17 protein-coding genes and 1 pseudogene are annotated in these 21309 nt (G+C 69.8%); 7 read left to right on the top strand and 11 right to left on the bottom strand.

Going from position 1 to position 21309, the window contains the following annotated elements; all coding sequences use genetic code 11:
* Positions 1-66 precede the first annotated feature (66 nt).
* The 4 genes and pseudogenes from purU to ACWD3C_RS25045 all read left to right on the top strand — a co-directional run.
* Positions 67-939, top strand: coding sequence for a formyltetrahydrofolate deformylase (gene purU / locus ACWD3C_RS25060; protein ID WP_451147519.1), 873 nt, complete (start codon positions 67-69; stop codon positions 937-939).
* Positions 940-1322: 383 nt separating this feature from the next.
* Positions 1323-2588: a serine hydroxymethyltransferase gene (locus ACWD3C_RS25055; RefSeq protein ID WP_451147517.1), complete on the top strand. Its 1266-nt coding sequence runs from the start codon at positions 1323-1325 to the stop codon at positions 2586-2588.
* Between the two features lie 57 nt (positions 2589-2645).
* A complete protein-coding gene (locus ACWD3C_RS25050; RefSeq protein ID WP_451147515.1) occupies positions 2646-4058 on the top strand; it encodes an L-serine ammonia-lyase in 1413 nt (470 codons plus the stop codon).
* A gap of 13 nt (positions 4059-4071) precedes the next feature.
* Positions 4072-4468: pseudogene (locus ACWD3C_RS25045) on the top strand (formate dehydrogenase accessory sulfurtransferase FdhD); the annotation flags it as partial.
* A 2-nt stretch (positions 4469-4470) separates the two neighbouring features.
* Here ACWD3C_RS25045 and ACWD3C_RS25040 read toward each other — a convergent pair.
* The 6 genes from ACWD3C_RS25040 to ACWD3C_RS25015 form a co-directional block, all read right to left on the bottom strand.
* Positions 4471-5088 (bottom strand): sarcosine oxidase subunit gamma, encoded by a 618-nt coding sequence (locus tag ACWD3C_RS25040; protein WP_451147513.1) that lies wholly within the window; start codon positions 5086-5088, stop codon positions 4471-4473.
* Positions 5081-8359 carry a sarcosine oxidase subunit alpha family protein gene (locus ACWD3C_RS25035; RefSeq protein ID WP_451147512.1) on the bottom strand — a complete coding sequence of 1093 codons (3279 nt, stop codon included), beginning with the start codon at positions 8357-8359 and terminating at the stop codon, positions 5081-5083. The genes ACWD3C_RS25040 and ACWD3C_RS25035 overlap by 8 nt, the downstream gene beginning before the upstream one ends.
* Before the next feature lie 11 nt (positions 8360-8370).
* Positions 8371-9603 (bottom strand): sarcosine oxidase subunit beta family protein, encoded by a 1233-nt coding sequence (locus ACWD3C_RS25030; protein WP_451147511.1) that lies wholly within the window; start codon positions 9601-9603, stop codon positions 8371-8373.
* Between the two features lie 22 nt (positions 9604-9625).
* Positions 9626-10486, bottom strand: a complete 861-nt coding sequence (locus ACWD3C_RS25025) for a bifunctional methylenetetrahydrofolate dehydrogenase/methenyltetrahydrofolate cyclohydrolase (protein WP_451147509.1) — start codon at positions 10484-10486, stop codon at positions 9626-9628.
* 22 nt (positions 10487-10508) lie between these two features.
* Positions 10509-12947, bottom strand: a complete 2439-nt coding sequence (locus tag ACWD3C_RS25020) for a GcvT family protein (RefSeq protein ID WP_451147507.1) — start codon at positions 12945-12947, stop codon at positions 10509-10511.
* 322 nt (positions 12948-13269) lie between these two features.
* Positions 13270-14109, bottom strand: a complete 840-nt coding sequence (locus ACWD3C_RS25015; RefSeq protein WP_451147505.1) for a 5,10-methylenetetrahydrofolate reductase — start codon at positions 14107-14109, stop codon at positions 13270-13272.
* A 137-nt stretch (positions 14110-14246) separates the two neighbouring features.
* Between ACWD3C_RS25015 and ACWD3C_RS25010 the strand changes: the two genes are divergently transcribed.
* A complete protein-coding gene (locus ACWD3C_RS25010) occupies positions 14247-15044 on the top strand; it encodes an IclR family transcriptional regulator (protein ID WP_451147503.1) in 798 nt (265 codons plus the stop codon).
* Here ACWD3C_RS25010 and ACWD3C_RS25005 read toward each other — a convergent pair.
* The 5 genes from ACWD3C_RS25005 to ACWD3C_RS24985 form a co-directional block, all read right to left on the bottom strand.
* Positions 15016-16176: an aromatic ring-hydroxylating oxygenase subunit alpha gene (locus tag ACWD3C_RS25005; RefSeq protein WP_451147501.1), complete on the bottom strand. Its 1161-nt coding sequence runs from the start codon at positions 16174-16176 to the stop codon at positions 15016-15018. The genes ACWD3C_RS25010 and ACWD3C_RS25005 overlap by 29 nt on opposite strands.
* A gap of 130 nt (positions 16177-16306) precedes the next feature.
* Positions 16307-17470, bottom strand: coding sequence for an NAD(P)/FAD-dependent oxidoreductase (locus ACWD3C_RS25000; protein ID WP_451147499.1), 1164 nt, complete (start codon positions 17468-17470; stop codon positions 16307-16309).
* Positions 17467-17829 (bottom strand): bifunctional 3-phenylpropionate/cinnamic acid dioxygenase ferredoxin subunit, encoded by a 363-nt coding sequence (locus ACWD3C_RS24995; protein WP_451147497.1) that lies wholly within the window; start codon positions 17827-17829, stop codon positions 17467-17469. The genes ACWD3C_RS25000 and ACWD3C_RS24995 overlap by 4 nt, the downstream gene beginning before the upstream one ends.
* Positions 17830-18137: 308 nt before the next feature.
* Positions 18138-18773, bottom strand: coding sequence for an MBL fold metallo-hydrolase (locus ACWD3C_RS24990; protein ID WP_451147495.1), 636 nt, complete (start codon positions 18771-18773; stop codon positions 18138-18140).
* Positions 18770-19855 carry an S-(hydroxymethyl)mycothiol dehydrogenase gene (locus ACWD3C_RS24985; RefSeq protein ID WP_451147493.1) on the bottom strand — a complete coding sequence of 362 codons (1086 nt, stop codon included), beginning with the start codon at positions 19853-19855 and terminating at the stop codon, positions 18770-18772. Before ACWD3C_RS24985 ends, ACWD3C_RS24990 begins: the two co-directional genes overlap by 4 nt.
* Positions 19856-20209: 354 nt before the next feature.
* Between ACWD3C_RS24985 and ACWD3C_RS24980 the strand changes: the two genes are divergently transcribed.
* On the top strand, positions 20210-20377 hold the full coding sequence (locus ACWD3C_RS24980) for a hypothetical protein (protein WP_451147491.1): 168 nt from the start codon (positions 20210-20212) through the stop codon (positions 20375-20377).
* 705 nt (positions 20378-21082) lie between these two features.
* Positions 21083-21220, top strand: a complete 138-nt coding sequence (locus tag ACWD3C_RS24975; protein ID WP_451147489.1) for a hypothetical protein — start codon at positions 21083-21085, stop codon at positions 21218-21220.
* Positions 21221-21309 lie beyond the last annotated feature (89 nt).

Below are 21309 nucleotides of genomic sequence, written 5' to 3'. Positions count from 1 at the left end.
TCCCCCTTGGACCATGTTGCGTATCGCTCGCCTTGTTGCTCATTGCGCACCACGCTGGAGGATGCCATGCCACCTCGCCCCCGCCCCGGCCGCGAGTTCGTCCTCACCCTCTCCTGTCCCGACCAGGCCGGCCTGGTCCACGCCGTCAGCGGCTTCCTCGTCGGCCGCTCCGGGAACATCCTGGAAAGCCAGCAGTTCGACGACCGCCTGCAGGGCCGTTTCTTCATGCGCGTCCACTTCGACGTATCCGACCCGGAGACGTCGCTGGAGCGCCTGAGCGCCGATTTCGCCCCGGTGGCCGCGGCGTACCGGATCGACTGGCGGCTGCGCGACGCGGCCGCCCCCACACGCACTCTGATCATGGTCTCCAAGTACGGCCACTGCCTGAACGACCTGCTGTTCCGCAAGAGCACCGGCGCCCTCAACATCGAGGTTCCGGTGATCGTCTCCAACCACCGGGACTTCGAGCCGCTCGCACGGAGCCACGGCATCCCCTTCCACCACATCCCCGTCACGCCGCAGTCCAAGGCGGAGGCGGAGGCGGAACTGCTGGAGCTGATGGAGCGGTTCGAGATCGACCTCGTGGTCCTCGCCCGCTATATGCAGATCCTCTCGGACGACCTGTGCAAACGGCTCGACGGCCGGGCCATCAACATCCACCACTCCTTCCTCCCCAGCTTCAAGGGAGCCCGCCCCTACCTCCAGGCCCACCAACGAGGAGTCAAGCTGGTCGGGGCCACGGCCCACTACGTCACTCCCGACCTGGACGAAGGGCCCATCATCGAGCAGGACGTCGTCCGCGTGGACCACTCCCACGACCCCGACGAACTGGTCACCATGGGCCGGGACGTCGAGGCCCGGGTACTGGCACGAGCCGTGCAGTGGCACAGCGAGAGCCGCATCCTGCCCAACGGCCACCACACCGTGGTCTTCCGCTGAGGACCCCGTCATCCCTGCGTCCCCGGCCGACGGCCGGCTGGAGAGCCGCTTCGTCGAATGCCCCCCTCCTCCACACGTCTTCTTCAACCTGCGGACCGGCAGCCCGACCTGCCCGCCGGCGAAGGAGGCGATGCGCACCCACCGGCTTCCGTCGCAGGCGATCACGTCGTCCTGCACGACAGCGTCGGGGAGCCGGCACTCGGCGACGCGGACGAGTACGAGGCGCTGGGGGGCGCAGGGGCACGCCGTGCTCGCCATGAACCAGCCGAGGCTCGTCAACCGACTCCGCCGCACACTCACCCCGCTCTCGTAGATCACCGCCCGACAACTCCCCCGCCGAGGCGTACGCCGCACTCCGCGCCCCAATCGCCAGGAGGCCGCAGATGACCGTTCTGAACACGTCCCTGCACGAGCTCGACCCGGAGGTCGCCGCCGCGGTCGACGCCGAGCTCGACCGTCAGCAGTCCACCCTGGAGATGATCGCCTCCGAGAACTTCGCGCCGCTCGCGGTCATGGAGGCGCAGGGCTCGGTCCTCACCAACAAGTACGCCGAGGGCTACCCGGGCCGCCGCTACTACGGCGGCTGCGAGCACGTCGACGTCGCCGAGCAGATCGCGATCGACCGGGTCAAGGAGCTGTTCGGCGCCGAGTACGCCAACGTCCAGCCGCACTCCGGCGCCTCCGCCAACCAGGCCGCGCTCTTCGCGCTGGCCCGGCCCGGCGACACCATCCTCGGCCTGGACCTGGCCCACGGCGGCCATCTGACGCACGGGATGCGGCTGAACTTCTCCGGCAAGCAGTTCAACGTGGTCGCCTACCACGTGGACGCCGCCACCGGTCTGGTCGACATGGCCGAGCTGGAGCGGCTCGCCAAGGAGCACCGCCCGAAGGTGATCATCGCCGGCTGGTCGGCGTACCCGCGGCAGCTGGACTTCGCCGAGTTCCGCCGGATCGCCGACGAGGTCGAGGCCCACCTGTGGGTCGACATGGCGCACTTCGCGGGCCTGGTCGCGGCGGGCCTGCATCCGAACCCCGTCGAGTACGCGGATGTCGTCACCTCCACCACCCACAAGACGCTGGGCGGCCCGCGCGGCGGCATCATCCTGGCCAGGAAGGACTTCGCGAAGAAACTGAACTCGTCCGTCTTCCCGGGCTTCCAGGGCGGCCCTCTGGAGCACGTGATCGCGGCCAAGGCGGTCTCCTTCAAGATCGCCGCCTCGGAGGACTTCAAGGAGCGCCAGCGCCGTACGGTCGAGGGCGCGCGGATCCTCGCCGAACGCCTGACGGCCGCCGACGCCCGCGAGGCCGGCGTGAACGTCCTGTCCGGCGGCACGGACGTGCACCTGCTCCTGGTCGACCTGCGCGAATCCGAGCTGGACGGCCGGCAGGCCGAGGACCGCCTCCACGAGGTCGGCATCACGGTCAACCGCAACGCCGTCCCGAACGACCCTCGCCCGCCGATGGTGACCTCGGGCCTGCGGATCGGCACGCCCGCCCTGGCCACCCGCGGCTTCACGGCCGAGGACTTCGCCGAGGTGGCGGACGTGATCGCCGAGACGCTGAAGCCGTCCTACGACGCTGAAGCCCTGAAGGCCCGGGTCAAGGCCCTGGCCGACAAGCACCCGCTGTACCCCGGCCTGAACAAGTAAGTCCCTGGTGGGGCGCCCCACTCGGGCGCCCCACCACCCCCGCATTGAGGAGTCCCCGTGGCCATCTCGGTCTTCGACCTGTTCTCGATCGGCATCGGCCCGTCCAGCTCCCACACGGTCGGCCCGATGCGCGCGGCACGCATGTTCGCCGTCCGCCTGAAGGAGAACGGCGTACTCGCGAAGACCGCCACGGTCCGCGCCGAGCTGTACGGCTCCCTCGGCGCCACCGGCCACGGCCACGGCACCCCGAAGGCCGTACTGCTAGGTCTGGAGGGCAACGAGCCGCACACCGTCGACGTCGTCCAGGCCGAGCACGATGTCGAGCGGATCAAGTCGAGTCGAAGGCTGCGGCTGCTGGGCGTCGAGATCGGCGATGCCCATGAGATCGCCTTCGACTTCGACGACGACCTGGTGCTGCACCGCCGCAAAGCGCTGCCGTACCACGCGAACGGCATGATGCTCCGGGCGCACGACGCCACGGGGACGGAGCTGTTGGCAAAGACGTACTACTCCGTCGGCGGCGGCTTCGTCGTCGACGAGACTGTGCTTGATCAAGACGTGGTCGGCTCGGACCGCATCAAGCTCGACGACACGGTCCTGAAGTACCCCTTCCGCACCGGCGACGACCTGCTCCGCTTCACTCGCGACACCGGCCTGTCCATCTCCGCGCTGATGCTGGAGAACGAACAGGCCTGGCGCACCGAGGCCGAAATCCGCGCCGGGCTACTGGAGATCTGGCGGGTGATGCAGGGCTGCGTGGCCCACGGCCTTTCCCGCGAGGGCATCCTGCCGGGCGGCCTCAAGGTCCGCCGCCGCGCCGCCGTCACCGCCCGGGCGCTGCGCGCCGCAGGCGACCCGGCCACACACGCCATGGAATGGACGACTCTGTATGCGATGGCGGTGAACGAAGAAAACGCCGCCGGCGGGCGAGTGGTCACCGCCCCCACCAACGGCGCGGCCGGCATCATCCCGGCGGTCCTGCACTACTACATCAACTTCGTGCCGGGTGCGGCCTCCGAAGGAGAGAAGGAGGACGGAGTCGTACGGTTCCTGCTGGCCGCCGGGGCCATCGGCCTGCTCTTCAAGGAGAACGCGTCCATCTCCGGCGCCGAGGTCGGCTGCCAGGGCGAGGTCGGCTCCGCCTGCTCCATGGCAGCGGGCGCGCTCGCCGAGGTCCTGGGCGGCTCCCCCGAACAGGTCGAGAACGCCGCCGAGATCGGCATGGAACACAACCTCGGCCTCACCTGCGACCCGGTCGGCGGCCTCGTCCAGATCCCGTGCATCGAGCGCAACGGCATGGCCGCCGTCAAGGCCATCACGGCCGCCCGCATGGCGATGCGCGGCGACGGCTCCCACAAGGTGTCCCTGGACAAGGTCATCAAGACGATGAAGGAAACCGGCGCCGACATGTCCGTGAAATACAAGGAGACCGCCCGCGGCGGCCTCGCCGTCAACATCATCGAGTGCTGAGCGGGGCCCCGACATGGGACGCGTCACCGAGCGTCGGCGCGTGCCGCGGATCCGGGACGGTGCTGTCGGCGCCCGGCCGGACACGCTGGTCGCCGAGGAACCGCTGGAGATCCGGCTCGGCGGCAGACCGCTGGCCATCACCATGCGGACGCCCGGAGACGACTTCGCGTTGGCTGCCGGTTTCCTGGTGAGTGAGGGCGTCCTCGGCCGGGCCGAGGAGCTCGCGGGCATCGCGTACTGCGTGGGTGGGGGGCACCGCCCACTCGAGCGGCGTCGAGAGCGGGGGAGGATCGAACACCTACAACGTCGTCGACGTGCGACTGGCCCCCGGCGCGGTGGTGCCCGACATCACGGGGGCTGGACGCAAACGCAGCATCACCGCCAGTGATGCCCGTTGTGCAAGCCCGTCGCATCAGCGACGGGCAGTTGACATGTACTCCGTCGCCGCGTCCAGCAGCCAGTCCGCCAGATAGCCGGCGAAGGACGAACGGACCAGTACCCAGAATCCGGCCCTGGGTTCGTCCCGGGCGACCAGAACGATCTGCGTGCGGCCCAGTGTCGTCTGGGCGCAGCGTCCGGCGCCGAAGGCGCGCGGGTGCAGGTCCAGCGAGCAGCCGTGGGCCAGGAGGTCGCGGGCGCGGGGGCCCGCGACGAGGAGCGTGGTGCGCTGGGCGGAGACGTCGGTGACGGAGACGGGCTCGTCCCCCGCCGCCTCCCGGATCCGGCTCTCCAGATCCCGCCCGCTGCCGGGTGGGCCCACCAGCAACCATTCGTCCGGGCCCAGCCACAACGCGGTCAACTCCCCGGCGCGTACCACGGTGTTCGGTTCGAGGGGCAGCGGGAGGCCGAGCGTGAGCCCGACGGCGTCAGCCACTGCTCCCTTGGCGTCGAGGCGCACGTTGAGCTGGGCCAGGAAGGGGAGTTCGGCCAGCCGGATCGCGCCCTCGGACGTACGTGTCGCGGCGGCCAGACGGTCGGCGACGTGCGACAGAGGGCTGCGGAGCGGGGCGGTCAGGGCGGTGTCAGCCATCGCGGCGGGCTCCCTCGGGGTCGTAGAGGACGGGGCTTGCGACGGTCACCGGAACCAGCCGGTCGCCCACGGGGGCGTACAGCAGCTCGCCGATACGGTCGCGGCCGCCCTTGATCAGGGCGAGCGCGAAGGTCCGGCCGAGGGCGGCGCTGCGGTAGCTGGAGGTGACGTGGCCGAGCATCGGGACGGGCGGCGCGAACAGCACACCGTCGGCGACCAGGTGGGTGCCCTCGGGGAGGAAGGTCCCCGGGTCCTCGGGGAGCAGGCCCACCAGGTGCTTGCGGTCCGGGCGGACGGTGTCGGCACGGACGTAGGAGCGCTTGCCGATGAAGTCGGGCTTCTTCTTCGACACCACCCAGCTCATTCCGAGGTCCTGCGGAGTGACGGTGCCGTCCGTGTCCTGCCCGATGATCGGGTAGCCCTTCTCCGCGCGCAGGACGTGCATGGTCTCCGTGCCGTACGGGGTGATGCCGTACAGGGCGCCGGCCTCGTACAGCGCCTCCCACAGGGCGAGGGCGTTCCACGGTGACACGTTGATCTCGTAGGCCAGTTCGCCGGAGAAGCTGATCCGGCAGACCCGCGCCTCGATGCCCGCGACCGTCGTCTCCCGCCATGCCATGAACGGGAAGTCCTCGTTGGCGACGGCCAGTTGGGGCGCGAGCGAGCCGAGGACCTCGCGGGAGCGGGGGCCGACCAGGGCGACGGTCGCCCACTGCTCGGTGACCGAGGTGCAGCGGACGCGCAGTTCGGGCCACTCGGTCTGCAGCCACTCCTCCATCCAGTCCAGGACGGCGGCCGCGTTACCCGTGGTCGTGGTGACCAGGAAGCGGTCCTGGGCGAGGCGGATGACGGTCCCGTCGTCGAAGACCATGCCGTCCGGGCGGCACATGACGCCGTAGCGGATCATGCCGACCTTCAGGGTGCTCATCATGTTGGTGTAGAGCCGGTCGAGGAAGACGGCGGCGTCCGGGCCCTGGACGTCGATCTTGCCGAGGGTGGAGGCGTCCATGAAGGCCACGCTCTCGCGGGCCGCCCGGCACTCGCGCAGCACGGCGGCTTCCATGTCCTCGCCGTCCTGCGGGTAGTACCAGGGCCGCTTCCACTGGCCGACGTTCTCGAACAGGGCGCCGTGCGCGACATGCCACTCGTGCAGGGCGGTCGTCCGGATCGGGTCGTGCAGCGCGCCGCGGTCGCGGCCCGCGAGCGCGGCGAAGGAGACCGGTGTGTACGGCGGCCGGAACGTGGTCGTGCCGAGCGCCGAGATGTCCACCCCGAGGAGTTCGGCGACGACGCCACTGGCCAGAACACCGGAGGTCTTGCCCTGGTCGTTGGCGGTGCCGGCCGTGGTGTAGCGCTTGGTGTGCTCGACCGAGCGCAGACCGGCACCGGTCGCACGGGTCAGGTCGTCGACGGTGACGTCCCGTTGGAGGTCGACGAAACGGGGGGCGTCCGAGGCACCGGGGACGACGTACACGTGCATGGGCGGCGTCGGCTGCGGCTGTGCGGCCACCTCCGGGAGACGGGGCGCCTCGGAGGTGTAGCCCTCGGCCTCGATGGCGCGGGCACCGGCGGCCGCGCCCTGTGCCAGGACCGCGGCCGGGTCGAGGACGCCGCTCGCACTGCCCACGGCCTCGACCGCCTGGCGGCAGGTGTCGGGAACGAAGGAGCCCAGCGCCTCGTCGTGGCGCAGCTTGCCGCCCGCCTGGCTGAACAGGTGCGCCACCGGGTTCCAGCCGCCGGAGACCAGCAGCAGGTCGGCGGCGAACTCCCGCTGTCCTGTGGGCTCTCCGTACGGGGCGACGGTCACGGCGGTGAGGCGCGCCTCGCCCTCCGTGCCGGTGACGGCATGCCCGGCCAGTACCTCGATGCCGGCCGCCCGGGCGCGCTCCGCCCACTCCCCCGGTTCGGGGCGGGTGTCGACGATCGCCGTGATGTCCACGCCCGCATCGGCCAGATCCAGCGCTGCCGCGTAGGCACTGTCGTTGGTGGTGAAGACGACCCCGTGGCGGCCGGGCAGGACACCGTGGCGGTTGACGTGGGTACGGGCCGAGGAGGCCAGCATCACGCCGGGGCGGTCGTTGTCGGCGAAGACCAGCGAACGCTCGTGGGCGCCGGTGGCGAGGACGACACGACGGGCCCGGATGCGCCAGACGCGTTCGCGGGAGACGTTCTCGGGGGCCTCGGCGCCGAGGTGGTTGGTACGGCGCTCCACGGCGAGGAGGTGGTTGTCGTCGTAGTAGCCGAAGACGGTGGTACGGCGCAGCACGCGCACCTCGGGTTCGGCGTCGAGTCGGCCGACGACCTCCGCCACCCAGTCGAGGTGTTCGCCCGTGCCCAGGAGGCTGCCGCCCGGCTCCGACTGGTCGTCGGCGAGGATGACGCGTGCGCCGCTTTTCGCCGCCGCCGCTGCGGCCGCGAGGCCGGCCGGTCCGGCGCCGACGACCAGCAGGTCGCAGTGCGCGTGTACGGCGTCGTAGCGGGCCGGGTCCGGCTCGGTGGCGAGGCGGCCCTGGCCGGGGAGACTGTTCGCGACCAAGCCGTCGTAGAGCTCGACCGTTGTCGCGGGGAGCATCGGCTCCGGGAAGGGAGCTTCGATCTGGACGACGGCGTTGGGCTCCTCCACGCCGGCCGAGAAGATGCCGCGTGGGCGGCCGAGCTTGATGCTGGTGCCGGCCTGGATGACGCCGTTGGCGAGGAGGGCGGAGGCGAGGGTGTCGCCGCGGAAGCCTTGGTACTCGGTGCCGTCGAAAGTGAAGGTGAGAGGGTCGTCGCGGTGGATTCGGCCGCGGGTGGGGTGGCGGAACGGCTGGGTTTCCTCCCCTACCCCGCTCCTTCCCGAAACCAAGGGGACTGCCCCCTGGACCCCCGCTGGCGGCTCCGCCCCCAGACCCCCGTTCGGCCCTGAAGGGGCCTCGTCCTCAAACTCCCCCAGAGGGGGTACCCCCAGACGGGCTGGTTGTGCTGGACGCGGCTGAGGAGTGACCGGACGCGGCTCAACGGTTGCCGGACGCTCCTCCCCCGCCCGGTACACCGCCAGGATCTCGTTCGTCGACGTGTCCCGCACCGCGTTGAACCAGCGGCGGCAGCCCGCCGCGTGACTCCAGCGCTCGGCGAAGGGGCCCTTGGAGTTGTCGCGGAAGAACAGGTACCGGGCCCACTCCTCGTCGGTGAGGGCCACCGGGTTCTCCGGATACGGCACGTGGGCCTGGCCGCCGTAGTGGAACTCGGCCTCGTCGCGGGGCCCGCACCACGGGCAGGGGATCAGCAGCATGGTTCGGCTCCCTAGTGGGCCACCGCGGCGGCGCCGTGCTCGTCGACGAGCGCGCCGGTGGTGAAACGGTCGAGCGAGAAGGGGGCGTTGAGAGGGTGGGGGGTGTCGTGGGCGATGGTGTGGGCGTAGACCCAGCCGACGCCCGGTGTGGCCTTGAACCCGCCCGTGCCCCAGCCGCAGTTGAGGTAGAGGTTGTCCACCGGGGTGAGTCCTACGATCGGTGAGGCGTCGGGGCTGACGTCGACGATGCCGCCCCAGGTGCGCAGCACGTGGGCGCGGGCGAAGACCGGGAAGAGCTCCACGGCCGCGGACATCTGCTCTTCGATGATGTGGAAGGCGCCGCGCTGGGTGTAGGAGTTGTACGCGTCGATGCCCGCGCCCATGACCAGTTCGCCCTTGTGTGCCTGGCTGACGTACACATGGACCGCGTTGGACATGACGACCGTCGGGTGCACCGGCTCCAGCAGTTCGGAGACCAGCGCCTGCAACGGGTGGCTCTGCAGGGGCAGTTCGATCCCGGCCATGGCGGCCAGTACCGAGGTGTGGCCGGCCGAGCACAGCGCGACCTTGCCCGCCGCGATCGGGCCCAGCGTGGTCTGGACTCCCACCACCCGGCCACCGACTACATCCAGGCCGGTGACCTCGCAGTTCTGGACGATGTCGATGCCGGCGGCGTCGGCGGAGCGAGCCAGGCCCCAGGCGACGTGGTCGTGCTTGGCGATGCCGGCGCGCGGCTGGTACGTGGCGCCCAGGACCGGGTAGCGCACGTCCGGTGAGATGTTGACGATCGGGCAGAGCTCTTTGACCTGTTCGGCGTCGAGCCATTCGGCGTCGACGCCGTTGAGCCGGTTCGCCTCGACGCGGCGCACGCTGTCGCGGACGTCCTGGAGGCTGTGGGCGAGGTTCAGCACGCCGCGCTGGGAGAACAGGATCGGGTAGTCGAGGTCGTCCGCCAGTCCCTCCCACAGCTTGAGGGCGTGCTCGTAGATGCCGGCGCTCTCGTCCCACAGGTAGTTGGAGCGGATGATGGTGGTGTTGCGAGCCATGTTGCCGCCCGCGAGCCAGCCCTTCTCCAGTACGGCGACGTTGGTGATGCCGTGGTTCTTCGCCAGGTAGTGAGCGGTGGCGAGGCCGTGTCCGCCGCCGCCCACGATGACGACGTCGTACGACCGCTTCGGCTCCGGCGTGCGCCACAGCCAGTCGGGGTGCTCGGGGAGCTCGGCGCCAGGGGTGCGGGGGCTCATCGGACCTCTCCGTACAGCGCGTTCATACGGTGTTCGCGTTCCTCTCGGCAGCCTCGACGACGTTGGCGAGCAGCATGGCTCGGGTCATGGGGCCCACGCCTCCGGGCATGGGAGCGAGCCGGCCGGCGACCTCGGCGGCGTCCGGGTGTATGTCGCCCACCAGCCCGTGGTCGGTACGGGTGATGCCGACGTCCAGGACCGCCGCGCCGGGGCGGAGCATGTCCTTGGTGATCAGCCCGGGCGAGCCGGCGGCCGCGATGACGATGTCCGCCTCGCGTACGTGCCAGGCCAGGCCCTTGGTACCGGTGTGGCACAGGGTGACGGTGGCGTTCTCGGAGCGCCGGGTGAGCAGCAGTCCGATGGGGCGGCCGACGGTGATGCCCCGGCCGATCACGCACACTCGCGCCCCGGCGATCGGGACCTCGTACCGGCGGAGCAGTTCGACGATGCCGCGTGGGGTGCACGGCAGCGGGGCCTCGACGCCGAGGACGAGCCGGCCGAGGTTGACGGGGTGCAGTCCGTCGGCGTCCTTGGCCGGGTCCATGCGTTCCAGCACGGCGTTGGCGTCGAGGTGACGCGGGAGCGGGAGCTGGACGATGTAACCGGTGCAGGCCGGGTCGGCGTTGAGTTCGTCGATGACGTCCTCGACCTGCTGCTGGGTGGCGTCGGCGGGCAGTTGCCGGCGGAGGGAGGCGATGCCCACCTGCGCGCAGTCGCGGTGCTTGCCGGCGACGTAGGCGTGGCTGCCGGGATCGTCACCGACCAGGACGGTGCCGAGCCCGGGCGGGCGGCCGACGGTGGCGGTCAACTTGGCCACGCGCTCGGCGAGTTCGCGGCGGATGTCGGCGGCGGTCGCCTTGCCGTCGAGGAGTCGTGCGGTCACTGGCGGTACCTCTTCCCCACGGTCAGCCACGGAGGCGGGACATGGTCGGGTCGAACAGGGGTTCCTCGGCGACGACCGCCTCGACGTGCTGGTCGAAGTAGCCGATGTGCACGGTGGTGCCGGGGGTGGCGAGCTCGGCGGGGAGCCAGGCGTAGGCGATGCCCTTGCCGATCGTGTAGCCGTAGGCGGCGCTGGTGACGTAGCCGACCGCGCAGTCGCCGTCGTACACCGGCTCCTTGCCCATGACGACCGCCCGCGGGTCGTCGATGGTGAGGCAGGTCAGCCTGCGCCGTACGTCGGTCTTGCGGCGTTCCAGCGCGGCCTTGCCGATGAAGTCGTCCTTGTCGAGCTTGACGGCGAAGCCGACACCGGCCTCGTAGGGATCGTGCTCGTAGGTCATGTCGGTGCCGAAGGAGCGGTAGCCCTTCTCCAGACGGAGGCTGTTGAAGGCGCCGCGGCCCGCGATGATGCCGCCCAGCGGCTCGGCCGCCCGCCACAGGGTGTCCCACAGCTTCAGGCCCTGGTCGGCGGTGGTGTACAGCTCCCAGCCGAGTTCGCCGACGTACGACAGTCGCATCGCTGTCACCGGGACGCTGCCGATGTGAGCGCGCTTGGCGCGGAAGTACTTCAGGCCGTCGTTCGAGAAGTCCTCGTCGGTCAGGGGCTGCAGGACCTCGCGGGCCAGCGGTCCCCACAGACCGATACAGCAGGTGCCCGGGGTGATGTCGCGTACCTGGATCGAGCCGTCGGCGGGGAGGTGGCGGGTGAACCAGTCGAGGTCCAGGTTGCCGTTGGCACCGACCTGGAAGAGGTCGCGGGCGAGCCGGGCGACGGTGATGTCGCTTCGGATACCGCCGTCGTGGTCGAGGAGCAGGGTGTACGTCACGGAACCGACGGACTTGGCGACCTTGCCGGTGACCAGCCGCTCCAGGAAGGCCGCGGCGCCGGGGCCGCTCACCTCCAGCCGCTTGAGGGCCGTCATGTCGTACATCGCGACGGTCTCGCGGGTGATCTGCGCCTCGGCGCCGACGATGGGCGACCAGTACTGCGCCGCCCAGTCGTTGGGGGTCGGGATGGAGCGGCCCTCGACGAGGGAGGCGTTGGCCTCGTACCACTGCGGGCGCTCCCAGCCGTTCGCCTCCAGGAACAAGGCGCCCCGCTCCTGCTGGCGGGCGTAGAACGGGCTGGTGCGGATCGGGCGCGGGTCCCCCGACGGCTGCAGCGGGTGCAGGATGTCGTAGACCTCGACGAAGTTCTGGCAGTCGCGGGCCAGGACGTACTCCGGCGTCAGCTGGTGCGGCTCGAAGCGGTTGACGTCGCACTCGTGCAGGTCGAAGGAGGAGCAGTAGCCGTCGACCAGCCATTCGGCCACGGCCCGCCCCACACCCGCGGAGTGGGTGACCCAGACCGCCTCGGCGACCCAGAAGCCCTTGACGTCCGGGGATTCCCCGAGGAGGGGCAGGCCGTCGGTGGTGAAGGAGAACAGGCCGTTGATGCCCTCCTCGACCTTGGCCTCCTTCGTCACGGGGAGCAGGGACTGGGTCTCGGTCCAGGCGTCGGCGAAGTCGTCCTCGGTGAACTTCAGGATTGAGGGCATCTCCTCGGCCTCGTCCACGGAGAGGATGTCGTCGGCGGAGATCGGCATCGGGCGGTGGCCGTAGTAGCCGATGCCGATGCCGTCGAAGCGGTCGCGGTAGTAGAGGTCGGCGTCCTGATGGCGCAGGATCGGGCGCACCGCCTCCTCGGTCTGGCCCGCCAGGGCCGGTACCGGGCCGGTCCAGGCGAGTTGGTGGGCGAGCGGGGTGAGCGGGAGGTTCATGCCGACCATGCGGGCGATCTTCGGACCCCACATGCCGGCGCAGCACACGACGATGTCGGCGGGGATCTCGCCCTGGTCGGTGAGGACACCGGTGACGCGCCCCTCGCTCTGCTGCACGTCGAGGACTTCGTGGCGGGCGAGGAAGCGCACGCCACGCTCGGTGGCCCGGCGGATCTGCGCCTCGACGGCGAGGACGGCCTTGGCGAGGCCGTCCGTCGGGATCAGCAGACCACCGAGGACCCTGTCCCGGTTCACCAGCGGGTGCTGCTCGACGCACTCCTCGGGCGTCAGCAGCCGCGCTTCGATGCCCCAGGCGCTGATCCAGCCGTGACGGCGGTGCAGTTCCGCGAGGCGCTCGGGGGTGGTCGCCACTTCCAGGCCGCCGACCTGCAGGAAGCAGGGCTTGCCGTCGACGTCGAGGGAGCAGAACTTCTCGACGGTGTAACGGGCCATTTCGGTCATGGTCTTGGAGGAGTTCGTCTGGAAGACCAAGCCCGGGGCGTGCGAGCTGGAGCCCCCGGTGGCGGGCAGCGGGCCCTGGTCGACCACGGTCACTTCGGTCCAGCCTCGCGCGGAAATCTCGTCCGCGAGTGCCGCGCCAACGACGCCCGCTCCGATGATGACCACTCGGGGTCCCGCCATCGCCGCACCTCCGGTTTGAAAGCCAGTCCAGCCGATCCAGTTGCTGTCTACGCAACATGATTCAGGTTGCGCAACACAATGTGCCTGGCGTGCAAGTGGGTGTCAAGAGGGTTCGTGACGTCGGAAAACAGGCCGGAACACGGCAGTGCCCGGTGGGCGGTGCACACCGGCGCGCACCGCCCACCGGGCACGTTCGACCGGCTTCCGACCTCCGACTTCCGGCGCCGCTCGAGCCGGACATCCGCCGCCCCCGCATCGAGGCGGCGGGCGGGCTGGACCCCAAACGGCCCGCCCGCCTCATACAGGGCCGGCGGAGCGGCCTTCAGCCACCGAGCCGGTCCAGTAGCGCGCGGCGCCACCGTTCGGTCTCGGCGATCTGGTTGAACGTGAACAGATGCAGGCCGGCCACCCCGGCCGAAGGCACGGTGAGCGCCTCCTCGGTGCGCGCCAGCAGCCTCTCGGGGGAGTACCCCCCGGGTGCCGCGAAACGCAGGAACCACGAGGCGTGCTTCGTCAGGAAGCGCGTCGACTCCCCCACGCCGATCTTCGCCGCCATGGACAGCAGCTTCGCCCGCTGCACAGGCCCCGCGACGCCCACATGGACGGGCAGGGTGACGTCCCTGCGCCGTATCCGGGCAATCCACTGCCCCAGCACACGTGAATCGAAGCAGAGGTTGCTCACGATGTACGTGGCGTGCTCGCGCTTGTCCCACATCGCCTGGATGGTGACGTCGTCGTGGATGAGCGGATGACTCTCGGGGTAACCGGTGACGCCGACGTGGGCGAAGGGCCTGTCCAGCTCGTTCAGCCTGCGCAGCACCGGCAGCGCCCCGCCGAAGGCCCCGGCCGGCGGGTCCGCGTCGCCCGCCGGCACGAAGATGTCGTCCACGCCCGCCTCGCGGAGCCGGTCGACGACCTCCTTCAACTGCCCGTCGTCCCGCAGCAGCCGCGAGGGGACATGCGGGACAACGCGGTAGCCGTGCGCCGCGAGCCGGGTGACGAGGTCGAGGGTCGGTTCCAGGCCCTTCACCGGCGACGCCGTAACGGTGACCGCGACATCGCGCGGAACATGGGCGAGCACCTTGTCCTCGGTCGCCTTCGCGGGCAGCACCTCGTAGCGGACGCAGCGCAGCAGCGCCCGGAGCCCTGCGATACCCGACATCTGCTCCGCCTCCTACTGAACGTCACGGCGAGTATCGACATCTCCACCCACACCAGGTTGCGAGTTACGCAACTCGGCACGTCACATTGGACGCCGTTACTTGCAGTAGTGTTGTTTACTTTGGGTATAGTTTCGCTATGAGCAACTACAATCTGGACAGCGAGACATCGAATCCACACACCGGCGGAGTGCAGTCGGTCGACCGCGCCATCAGCGTCCTGGAGATCCTGGCCCACCGCGGGGAGGCGGGCGTCAGCGAGGTGGCGGCAGAGATCGATGTTCACAAGTCCACCGCGTTCCGCCTGCTCGGCGCGCTGGAGGCGCGCGGTCTGGTGGAGCAGGCGGGCGAGCGCGGCAAGTACCGCCTCGGCTTCGGCATCGTACGCCTGGCCGGTGCCGTCACGGGACGCATCGACATCACACAGCAGAGCCGCCCGGTCTGCGAGCGCCTGGCCGAGGAGATCGGCGAGACGGTCAACGTCGCCGTGTTGCAGGAGCACTACGCGATCAACCTCTACCAGGTGCGCGGTCCGGGAGCCGTCGCGGCGCAGAACTGGGTCGGCCAGCTGACCCCGTTGCACGCCACCTCGAGCGGCAAGATCCTGCTGGCCCACCTGCCCGCCAAGGAACGCGCCACGCTGCTGGCCGAGACCGGCCTGACGAAGGTCACCCCGCGCACCTTCTCCGCGAAGACGAAACTCGAGAAGAACCTCGCCGAGGCCCGGGAGCGTGGCTACGCCTGGAGCCTGGAGGAGTTGGAGGTCGGCCTGCACGCCATGGCCGCTCCGGTCCGCGATCGGAACGGAGACGTCGTCGCGGCAGTGAGCGCCTCCGGGCCCTCGTACAGGCTCACCGAGGAGCGCCTGCACGAACTCTCTCCGGTGCTGCTCAAGGGCGCGGAGGAAATCAGCCACCGGATTGGTTACCCGGGCTGAGCGACGGCTGCTGTGTACCCAGGCACTCATGCACCCAGTCGTGGAAGGCACCGATGTGGTGCTCGCTGGGCACCAGTACGCCCCCCTTGACATACATGCGGGAGTTCATTCCGGGCTGTGTGCGCTCGCATGCCTCGAAGTCCTGCCGGTTGACCCGGTCGAAGAGCTCCACGGACCGGCTGACGTCCTTGCCGCTGTCGACGACGTGCGGGAGGTAGAGCCAGTCGCACTCGACGATCGTGCGGTCGACGGCCACCGGGTACATGCGGTGGAAGATCACGTGGTCGGGGACGAGGTTGATGAAGACCTGCGGCTTGACGGTGATCGCGTAGTAACGGCGGTCCTGGTCCTCGGCGACCCCCGGAATGCGGTCCAGACCCTCGGAGCCGTCGACGGTGAAACCCTGGACCTCCTCACCGAACTCGGCGCCGTGACCGACGTAGTACTGGGCGGCGAAACCGTCGGCGAACTCGGGGAGCACCTCGGTGAGTTCGGGGTGGATGGTGGCGCAGTGGTAGCACTCCATGAAGTTCTCGATGATGAGCTTCCAGTTGGCCTTGACGTCGTAGACGATCCGCTTGCCGAGCGAGAGGGCCGCGATGTCGTAGTGCTCGATCGCCTCGACGTCGCCGAGGCGGCTGACGACATCGCCGATGACGTCCTCCTCGAAGGAGCGCGGGTTCTCCGCCAGGCAGACCCAGACGTAGCCGAGCCATTCGCGGGTGGCCACAGGCACCAGGCCGTATTCGGTACGGCCGACGTCGGGCATCTTGGTGAGATTGGGCGCCGCGACGAGTTTGCCGTTCAGGTCGTACGTCCAGGCGTGGTACGGGCATTGGAAGGCCCGCTTGACCTCGCCGCTCTCCTCCGTGCAGATCCTGGCGCCGCGGTGCCGGCAGACGTTGAAGTAGGCGCGGACGGAGTTGTCGCGGGCGCGGGTGATCAGGATGCTCTCGCGGCCCACGTCGACGGTCCGGAATGCGCCGGGCTTCGCCAGGTCGGACGAGCGTGCGGCGCAGAACCACATGGTCTCGAATATGTGCTCCTGCTCCTGGGCGAAGATCTCGGGATCGGTGTAGTAGGAGCCGGGGAGGGTGGCGATCAGGCTGTCCGGCAGGCTGGTCGAGGTCACGGTGCACTCCTCGGGAAACGTCATGGAGGGGTCATTCACGCGCCGGGAAGATCGACTCCGGACAGCGTTGTATATGGAGCAACAGTGCGTGCCATGTGCAACCGCAGCATGGAATTCCGGATGAGCGGTGTCAAGACGTCGTGGCGGCCAGCTGCTTGCGCCAGCGCATGAACAGCCGCGGCTGGTTCATTCCGAGCACGGCGACCGGCTGACCGGCGCGCCGGTAGACGGCCAGGACGTTACGGTCGTCCGCGGCGCCTTCCTCGACCGTCACGCTGTCGGCGCCGGCCGCATGGCCGGCGAACTGGATCTTCACGCCGTACTGGTCCGACCAGAAGTACGGCGGACGGGGCACGCCCGGTTCCACGGCGCCCCCCGCCAGCAGCGTGGCGACGGCGGCGTCGGGGCGCTCGCGCGCGCCGGTCCAGTGTTCGACGCGGCGGTGCGCGCCCGCGCGAGGGTCGTACCAGCTGGCGCAGTCGCCGACCGCGACCACCCCTGCCAGGCTGGTGCGGCCGTCGGCGCCGCACTTGACGCCGTTGTCGAGCTCGACGCCGGATCCCTCCAGCCACTCGACGCACGGGCGGGCCCCCACACCGACGACGACGATGTCGGCCGGGATGCCGCGACCGTCCTCGAGCAGGACGGCGTCCACACGCCTCTCCCCGCTCAGCCCCTTGACCCCCACGCCGCACAACAGCCGTACGCCGTGGTCCGCGTGGAGAGCGGAGACGATGCCGCCCATGGTCTCGCCGAGCGGTCCGGCGAGCGGCGTCGGGGCCGCCTCGACCACCGTCACGTCGAGCCCGAGGGCGTATGCGGTGGAGGCGACCTCGGCGCCGATGAATCCACCGCCGATCACCACCAGCCGTCCGCCGTGGGCCAGTTCGTCCCGCAGGGTGCGGGCGTCGTCCAGAGTGCGCAGGACGTGCACTCCGGCCAGACCTTCGGCGCCGGGCAGGGTGCGCGCGGCGGCGCCGGTCGCGATGACGAGGCCGTCGGCGCGGACCTCCCGGCCGTCGGCGAGCCGGATGGCACGGTCCGCGTGACCGAGTCCGGTGGCGCGGACGCCGAGCAGCCACTCCGCCTGCAGGTCCTCGCCGTCCGCCTCCAGCGCGAGCTCCGCTTCGCCGACGGTGCCGGCCAGGAACTCCTTGGACAGCGGGGGCCTGTCGTACGGGCGGTGGAGCTCGTCTCCGATGACGACCAGCCGCCCGTCGTAGCCCTGTTTCCGCAGTGAGCGCGCCGCCGACAGACCGGCCAGCGAGGCGCCGACCACGGCCACCGTCCTCACGTGAGAGCCCCGGCGAGCTTGCGCGCGACGCAGTGCGGCAGGTTGGGGGCGGCCATGGACAGCCGCACGTAGACCATGCCGTCCTGGACGACGACCTCATGGGTCCGGACGGGGAGCTTGGCCGGCGGGGCGTCGACCTCACCGGTCTTCAGGTTGAACTTCGAGGCGTGCAGGGGGCACTCCACCCAGCAGTCCTCCACCCAGCCGTCGGCGAGCGAGGCGTCCTGGTGGGTGCACGTGTCGTCGATGGCGAAGAGCTCGCCGTCCTCGGTGTGGAACACCGTGACCGGCGGGTCGGTCTCGAGCCGGAAGGCCTCTCCTCGCGGGAGATCCGCCAGAGGGCACGCGGGAATCATCATGACCACCTCGGTGCGTATAGCGAAACGGATTGCGGTAAGCGCAACGTCAGTCTGAGGTCGGCCCAGAACCCTTGTCAAGGCGTTCAGAGGGCCGGTTGAGCCGTCGATCTGAGTTGCTCATCACACAACTGAAAGTGCGATAAGAAACGAAGGCGGGAGGGAGGGCAACGCCGGAATCAGCCTCTTCGACCTGGTCAAAGGGGGCTGCCCAGCCGTCGGATCCTTTGCCGGGCTGGGCAGTCGCACGCACGCCCGCCTCGTCGGCCGGTATGGCCGAGAGCGGGCGTGCGCTGTTCGACGGGCGGCGGTCAGAACCCGCGGTCGATCCACTCCTGAAGGTGCGGTGCCTCGGCGGCGATGGTGGTCGTCTCCCCGTGGCCGGTGTGTACGACGGTGTCGCCCGGCAGGGTCAGCAGCCGCCCCCGGATGGAATCGACGATGGTCGGGAAGTCGCTGTACGACCTTCCCGTCGCCCCAGGGCCACCCGCGAAGAGCGTGTCACCGCTGAAGAGGGCCGTGAGGGCCGGTGCGTACAGGCACACCGCACCGGGGGCATGGCCTGGGGTGTGCAGCACGGTCAGCTCGATACCGGCCACCGAGAGGACCTGGCCGTCAGCCAGGTCGCCGTCGGGCATTCGGTCGGGGTGGGTCTGCTTCCACAGCGGCAGGTCGTCGCCGTGGAGCAGGATCGGGGCACCGGTGCGGGCCGCCAGTTCGGGCGCGGCGTCGATGTGGTCGTTGTGGGCGTGGGTGCACACGATGGCGCGCAGGGTGCGCCCACCGAGGGCTTCGGCGATCGCCTCGGCGTCATGTGCGGCGTCGATGACGACCGCCTCATTGCCGTCGCCGACGATCCACACGTTGTTGTCGACGTCCCAGGTGCCGCCGTCCAGCGAGAACGTCCCCGAAGTGACGAGATGTTCGATGCGGGCGCCGGCCGTCACAGGACCACCACCGAGCGCAGCACGTCGCCACGGTGCATCCGTTCGAAGGCCTTCTCGACCTCGTCCAGCGCGATGGTCTCCGTGACGAAGGCGTCCAGATCCAGACGGCCCTGCAGATAGAGGTCGATGAGCATCGGGAAGTCCCGGCTCGGCAGGCAGTCGCCGTACCAGGAGGACTTCAGCGCGCCGCCCCGGCCGAAGACGTCCAGCAGCGGCAGTTCGAGCTTCATCTCCGGGGTCGGTACGCCGACGAGGACGACCGTGCCGGCCAGGTCGCGGGCGTAGAACGCCTGCTGGTACGTCTCCGGGCGGCCCACCGCCTCTATGACCACGTCGGCGCCGAAGCCGCCGGTCAGGTCGCGGATCGTCTCGACCGGGTCGGCGTCCTTGGAGTTGACGGTGTGGGTGGCACCCAGCTTCTTGGCGGTGTCCAGCTTGGCGTCATCGATGTCCACCGCGATGATCTTCGCCGCGCCCGCCAGGTTCGACCCGACGACCGCCGCGGCCCCGACGCCGCCGCAGCCGATGACCGCCACGCTGTCACCGCGTCCGACCTGGCCGGTGTTGATGGCCGCGCCGATACCCGCCATCACCCCACACCCCAGCAGACCGGCGGCGGCCGCCGACGCGGCCCGGTCCACCTTCGTGCACTGCCCCGCCGCCACCAGCGTCTTCTCCGCGAACGCACCGATGCCCAGCGCAGGCGACAGCTCCGTGCCGTCGACCAGGGTCATCTTCTGCTTCGCGTTGTGGGTGCTGAAGCAGTACCACGGCCGTCCGCGCAGACAGGCCCGGCACTGCCCGCACACCGCACGCCAGTTGAGGATGACGAAGTCACCGGGGGCGACGTCGGTAACCCCTTCCCCCACCGACTCCACGACACCCGCGGCCTCGTGGCCCAGCAGGAAGGGGAAGTCGTCGTTGATGCCGCCCTCGCGATAGTGCAGATCGGTGTGACAGACCCCGCAGGCCTCGATCTTCACCAGCGCCTCCCCCGGGCCCGGGTCGGGCACGATGATCGTTTCCAGGCTGACAGGGGCGCCCTTCCCCCGCGCAACGACAGCACGGACCTGGTGCGTCATGGCCACTCCTCGGCTGGTACTCAGTTCCAGAATGTTGCTCATTACGGCACACGCCTCATGTGCCGCAACAAAGCATCGTGGAGTGCCGACCGGGGGTCAAGGATCGCGACTTCGATGAAGCCCCCACCGACCTCACTCGGCCGTCTGTGCCGGGTCGATCGTGACCTTGCGTAGCAGCGGTTTGCCGCGCATCCCGGTGAACACCATGGCGAAGATCATGACCGAGCTCGGCCCGGCGGGCAGCAAGGTCCCAAGACGCCGGGGACTGACCCGGCCCGGCAAACGGTCGGCGAGCCCGGGCTTCGTCGCCGTGACATCACCGCGGAGGCACCCGACCTCGTGTGGTGCGGGGACATGACGGAGACCGACACCGGCGAGGGCAAGCTCTATCTGGTCACAGGCATCGACCTGTTCTCCCGCCGCCTGCTCGGCTGTGCGATGGGGCTCGCCACGACGCCGCCCTGGTCGTCGCCGCCCTGCACATGGCCGCCGCGGCCCGCGGCGGGGATGTCCGCGGTGTGATCTTCCATAGCGATCGCGGAAGCGAGGGTGGATTCAATTGGTCGTCGCAATACCTTGATCGTGGAGGTGTTGCGTGGGAAGACCAGCGGGGTGGATGACGACGGTGAGGGGACGTCCGGCGATGCGTTCGCCGGGCAGGCCCCCGATCCGTCGGGATGGGGGCAGGGTCGCGCACTTACCCCGGCGTGGACTGGGGCGACGTGGAGCGCGTGTGTGCGATCCCCTGCCGCTGTGTGTTTTTCCCTCAGCATGCGGCTGAGACCGAAGCGCCGGCCGAGCAGCCGTCCCCACCGTTTCCGCCGACGGAGCCGCCGTTGACCTCGCACAGCCCCGCTCACCTGAGTGATGCATCAACTTCCTTGGGGCGCATCGCATAACGACGGAGAGTCCACGAGTCCGACAGGGTGGCGCCACCCATGGCGGCCAGTGAGCGCGACAAAACGCCATGTCAGACCAGTAATTACGGCCGGACCGCCAGCGTTGATCCACACCGGCCGAACAGCCCCACACGGCTCACCGACCGAGTCCGCCGACGACTGGGAGGTCGCCAAGCGGTTGACGAATCATCTATCGAGCTAGACATGACACGTCACCGATCCATTTCAAGTGGATGCCGCAAGAGCACTGCGCCCACGAGGGTCGCGGCGCTGGATCCTGAGCAAGGAGAACCTCTCATGGCCAAGCAGATCAGTCGTCGTGGCGTGATTGCTGCCGCAGGCGACCGCCGCCGCTGCCACCGCCTCGACGGTTGCACCCCAGGCCGCTGCCGCAGCATCCCGGGGACGGTCGAAGGAGCAGCTGTTCACGTTCGACAACTCCGCGGTGGTGTTCATCGACTACTGAGGTTGAACTCGCAGTGGCGGGCCGGTAGATCATCCGGCGCCCATGAGTAATCCGGTCTCGGTGAGGCAGCCGTCGATCAGCTCTGCCCG

This window comes from Streptomyces sp. NPDC002845 (assembly GCF_053591955.1).
Note: the sequence above shows the minus strand (reverse complement) of the source record. Positions and strands in the feature narration are given on the sequence as shown.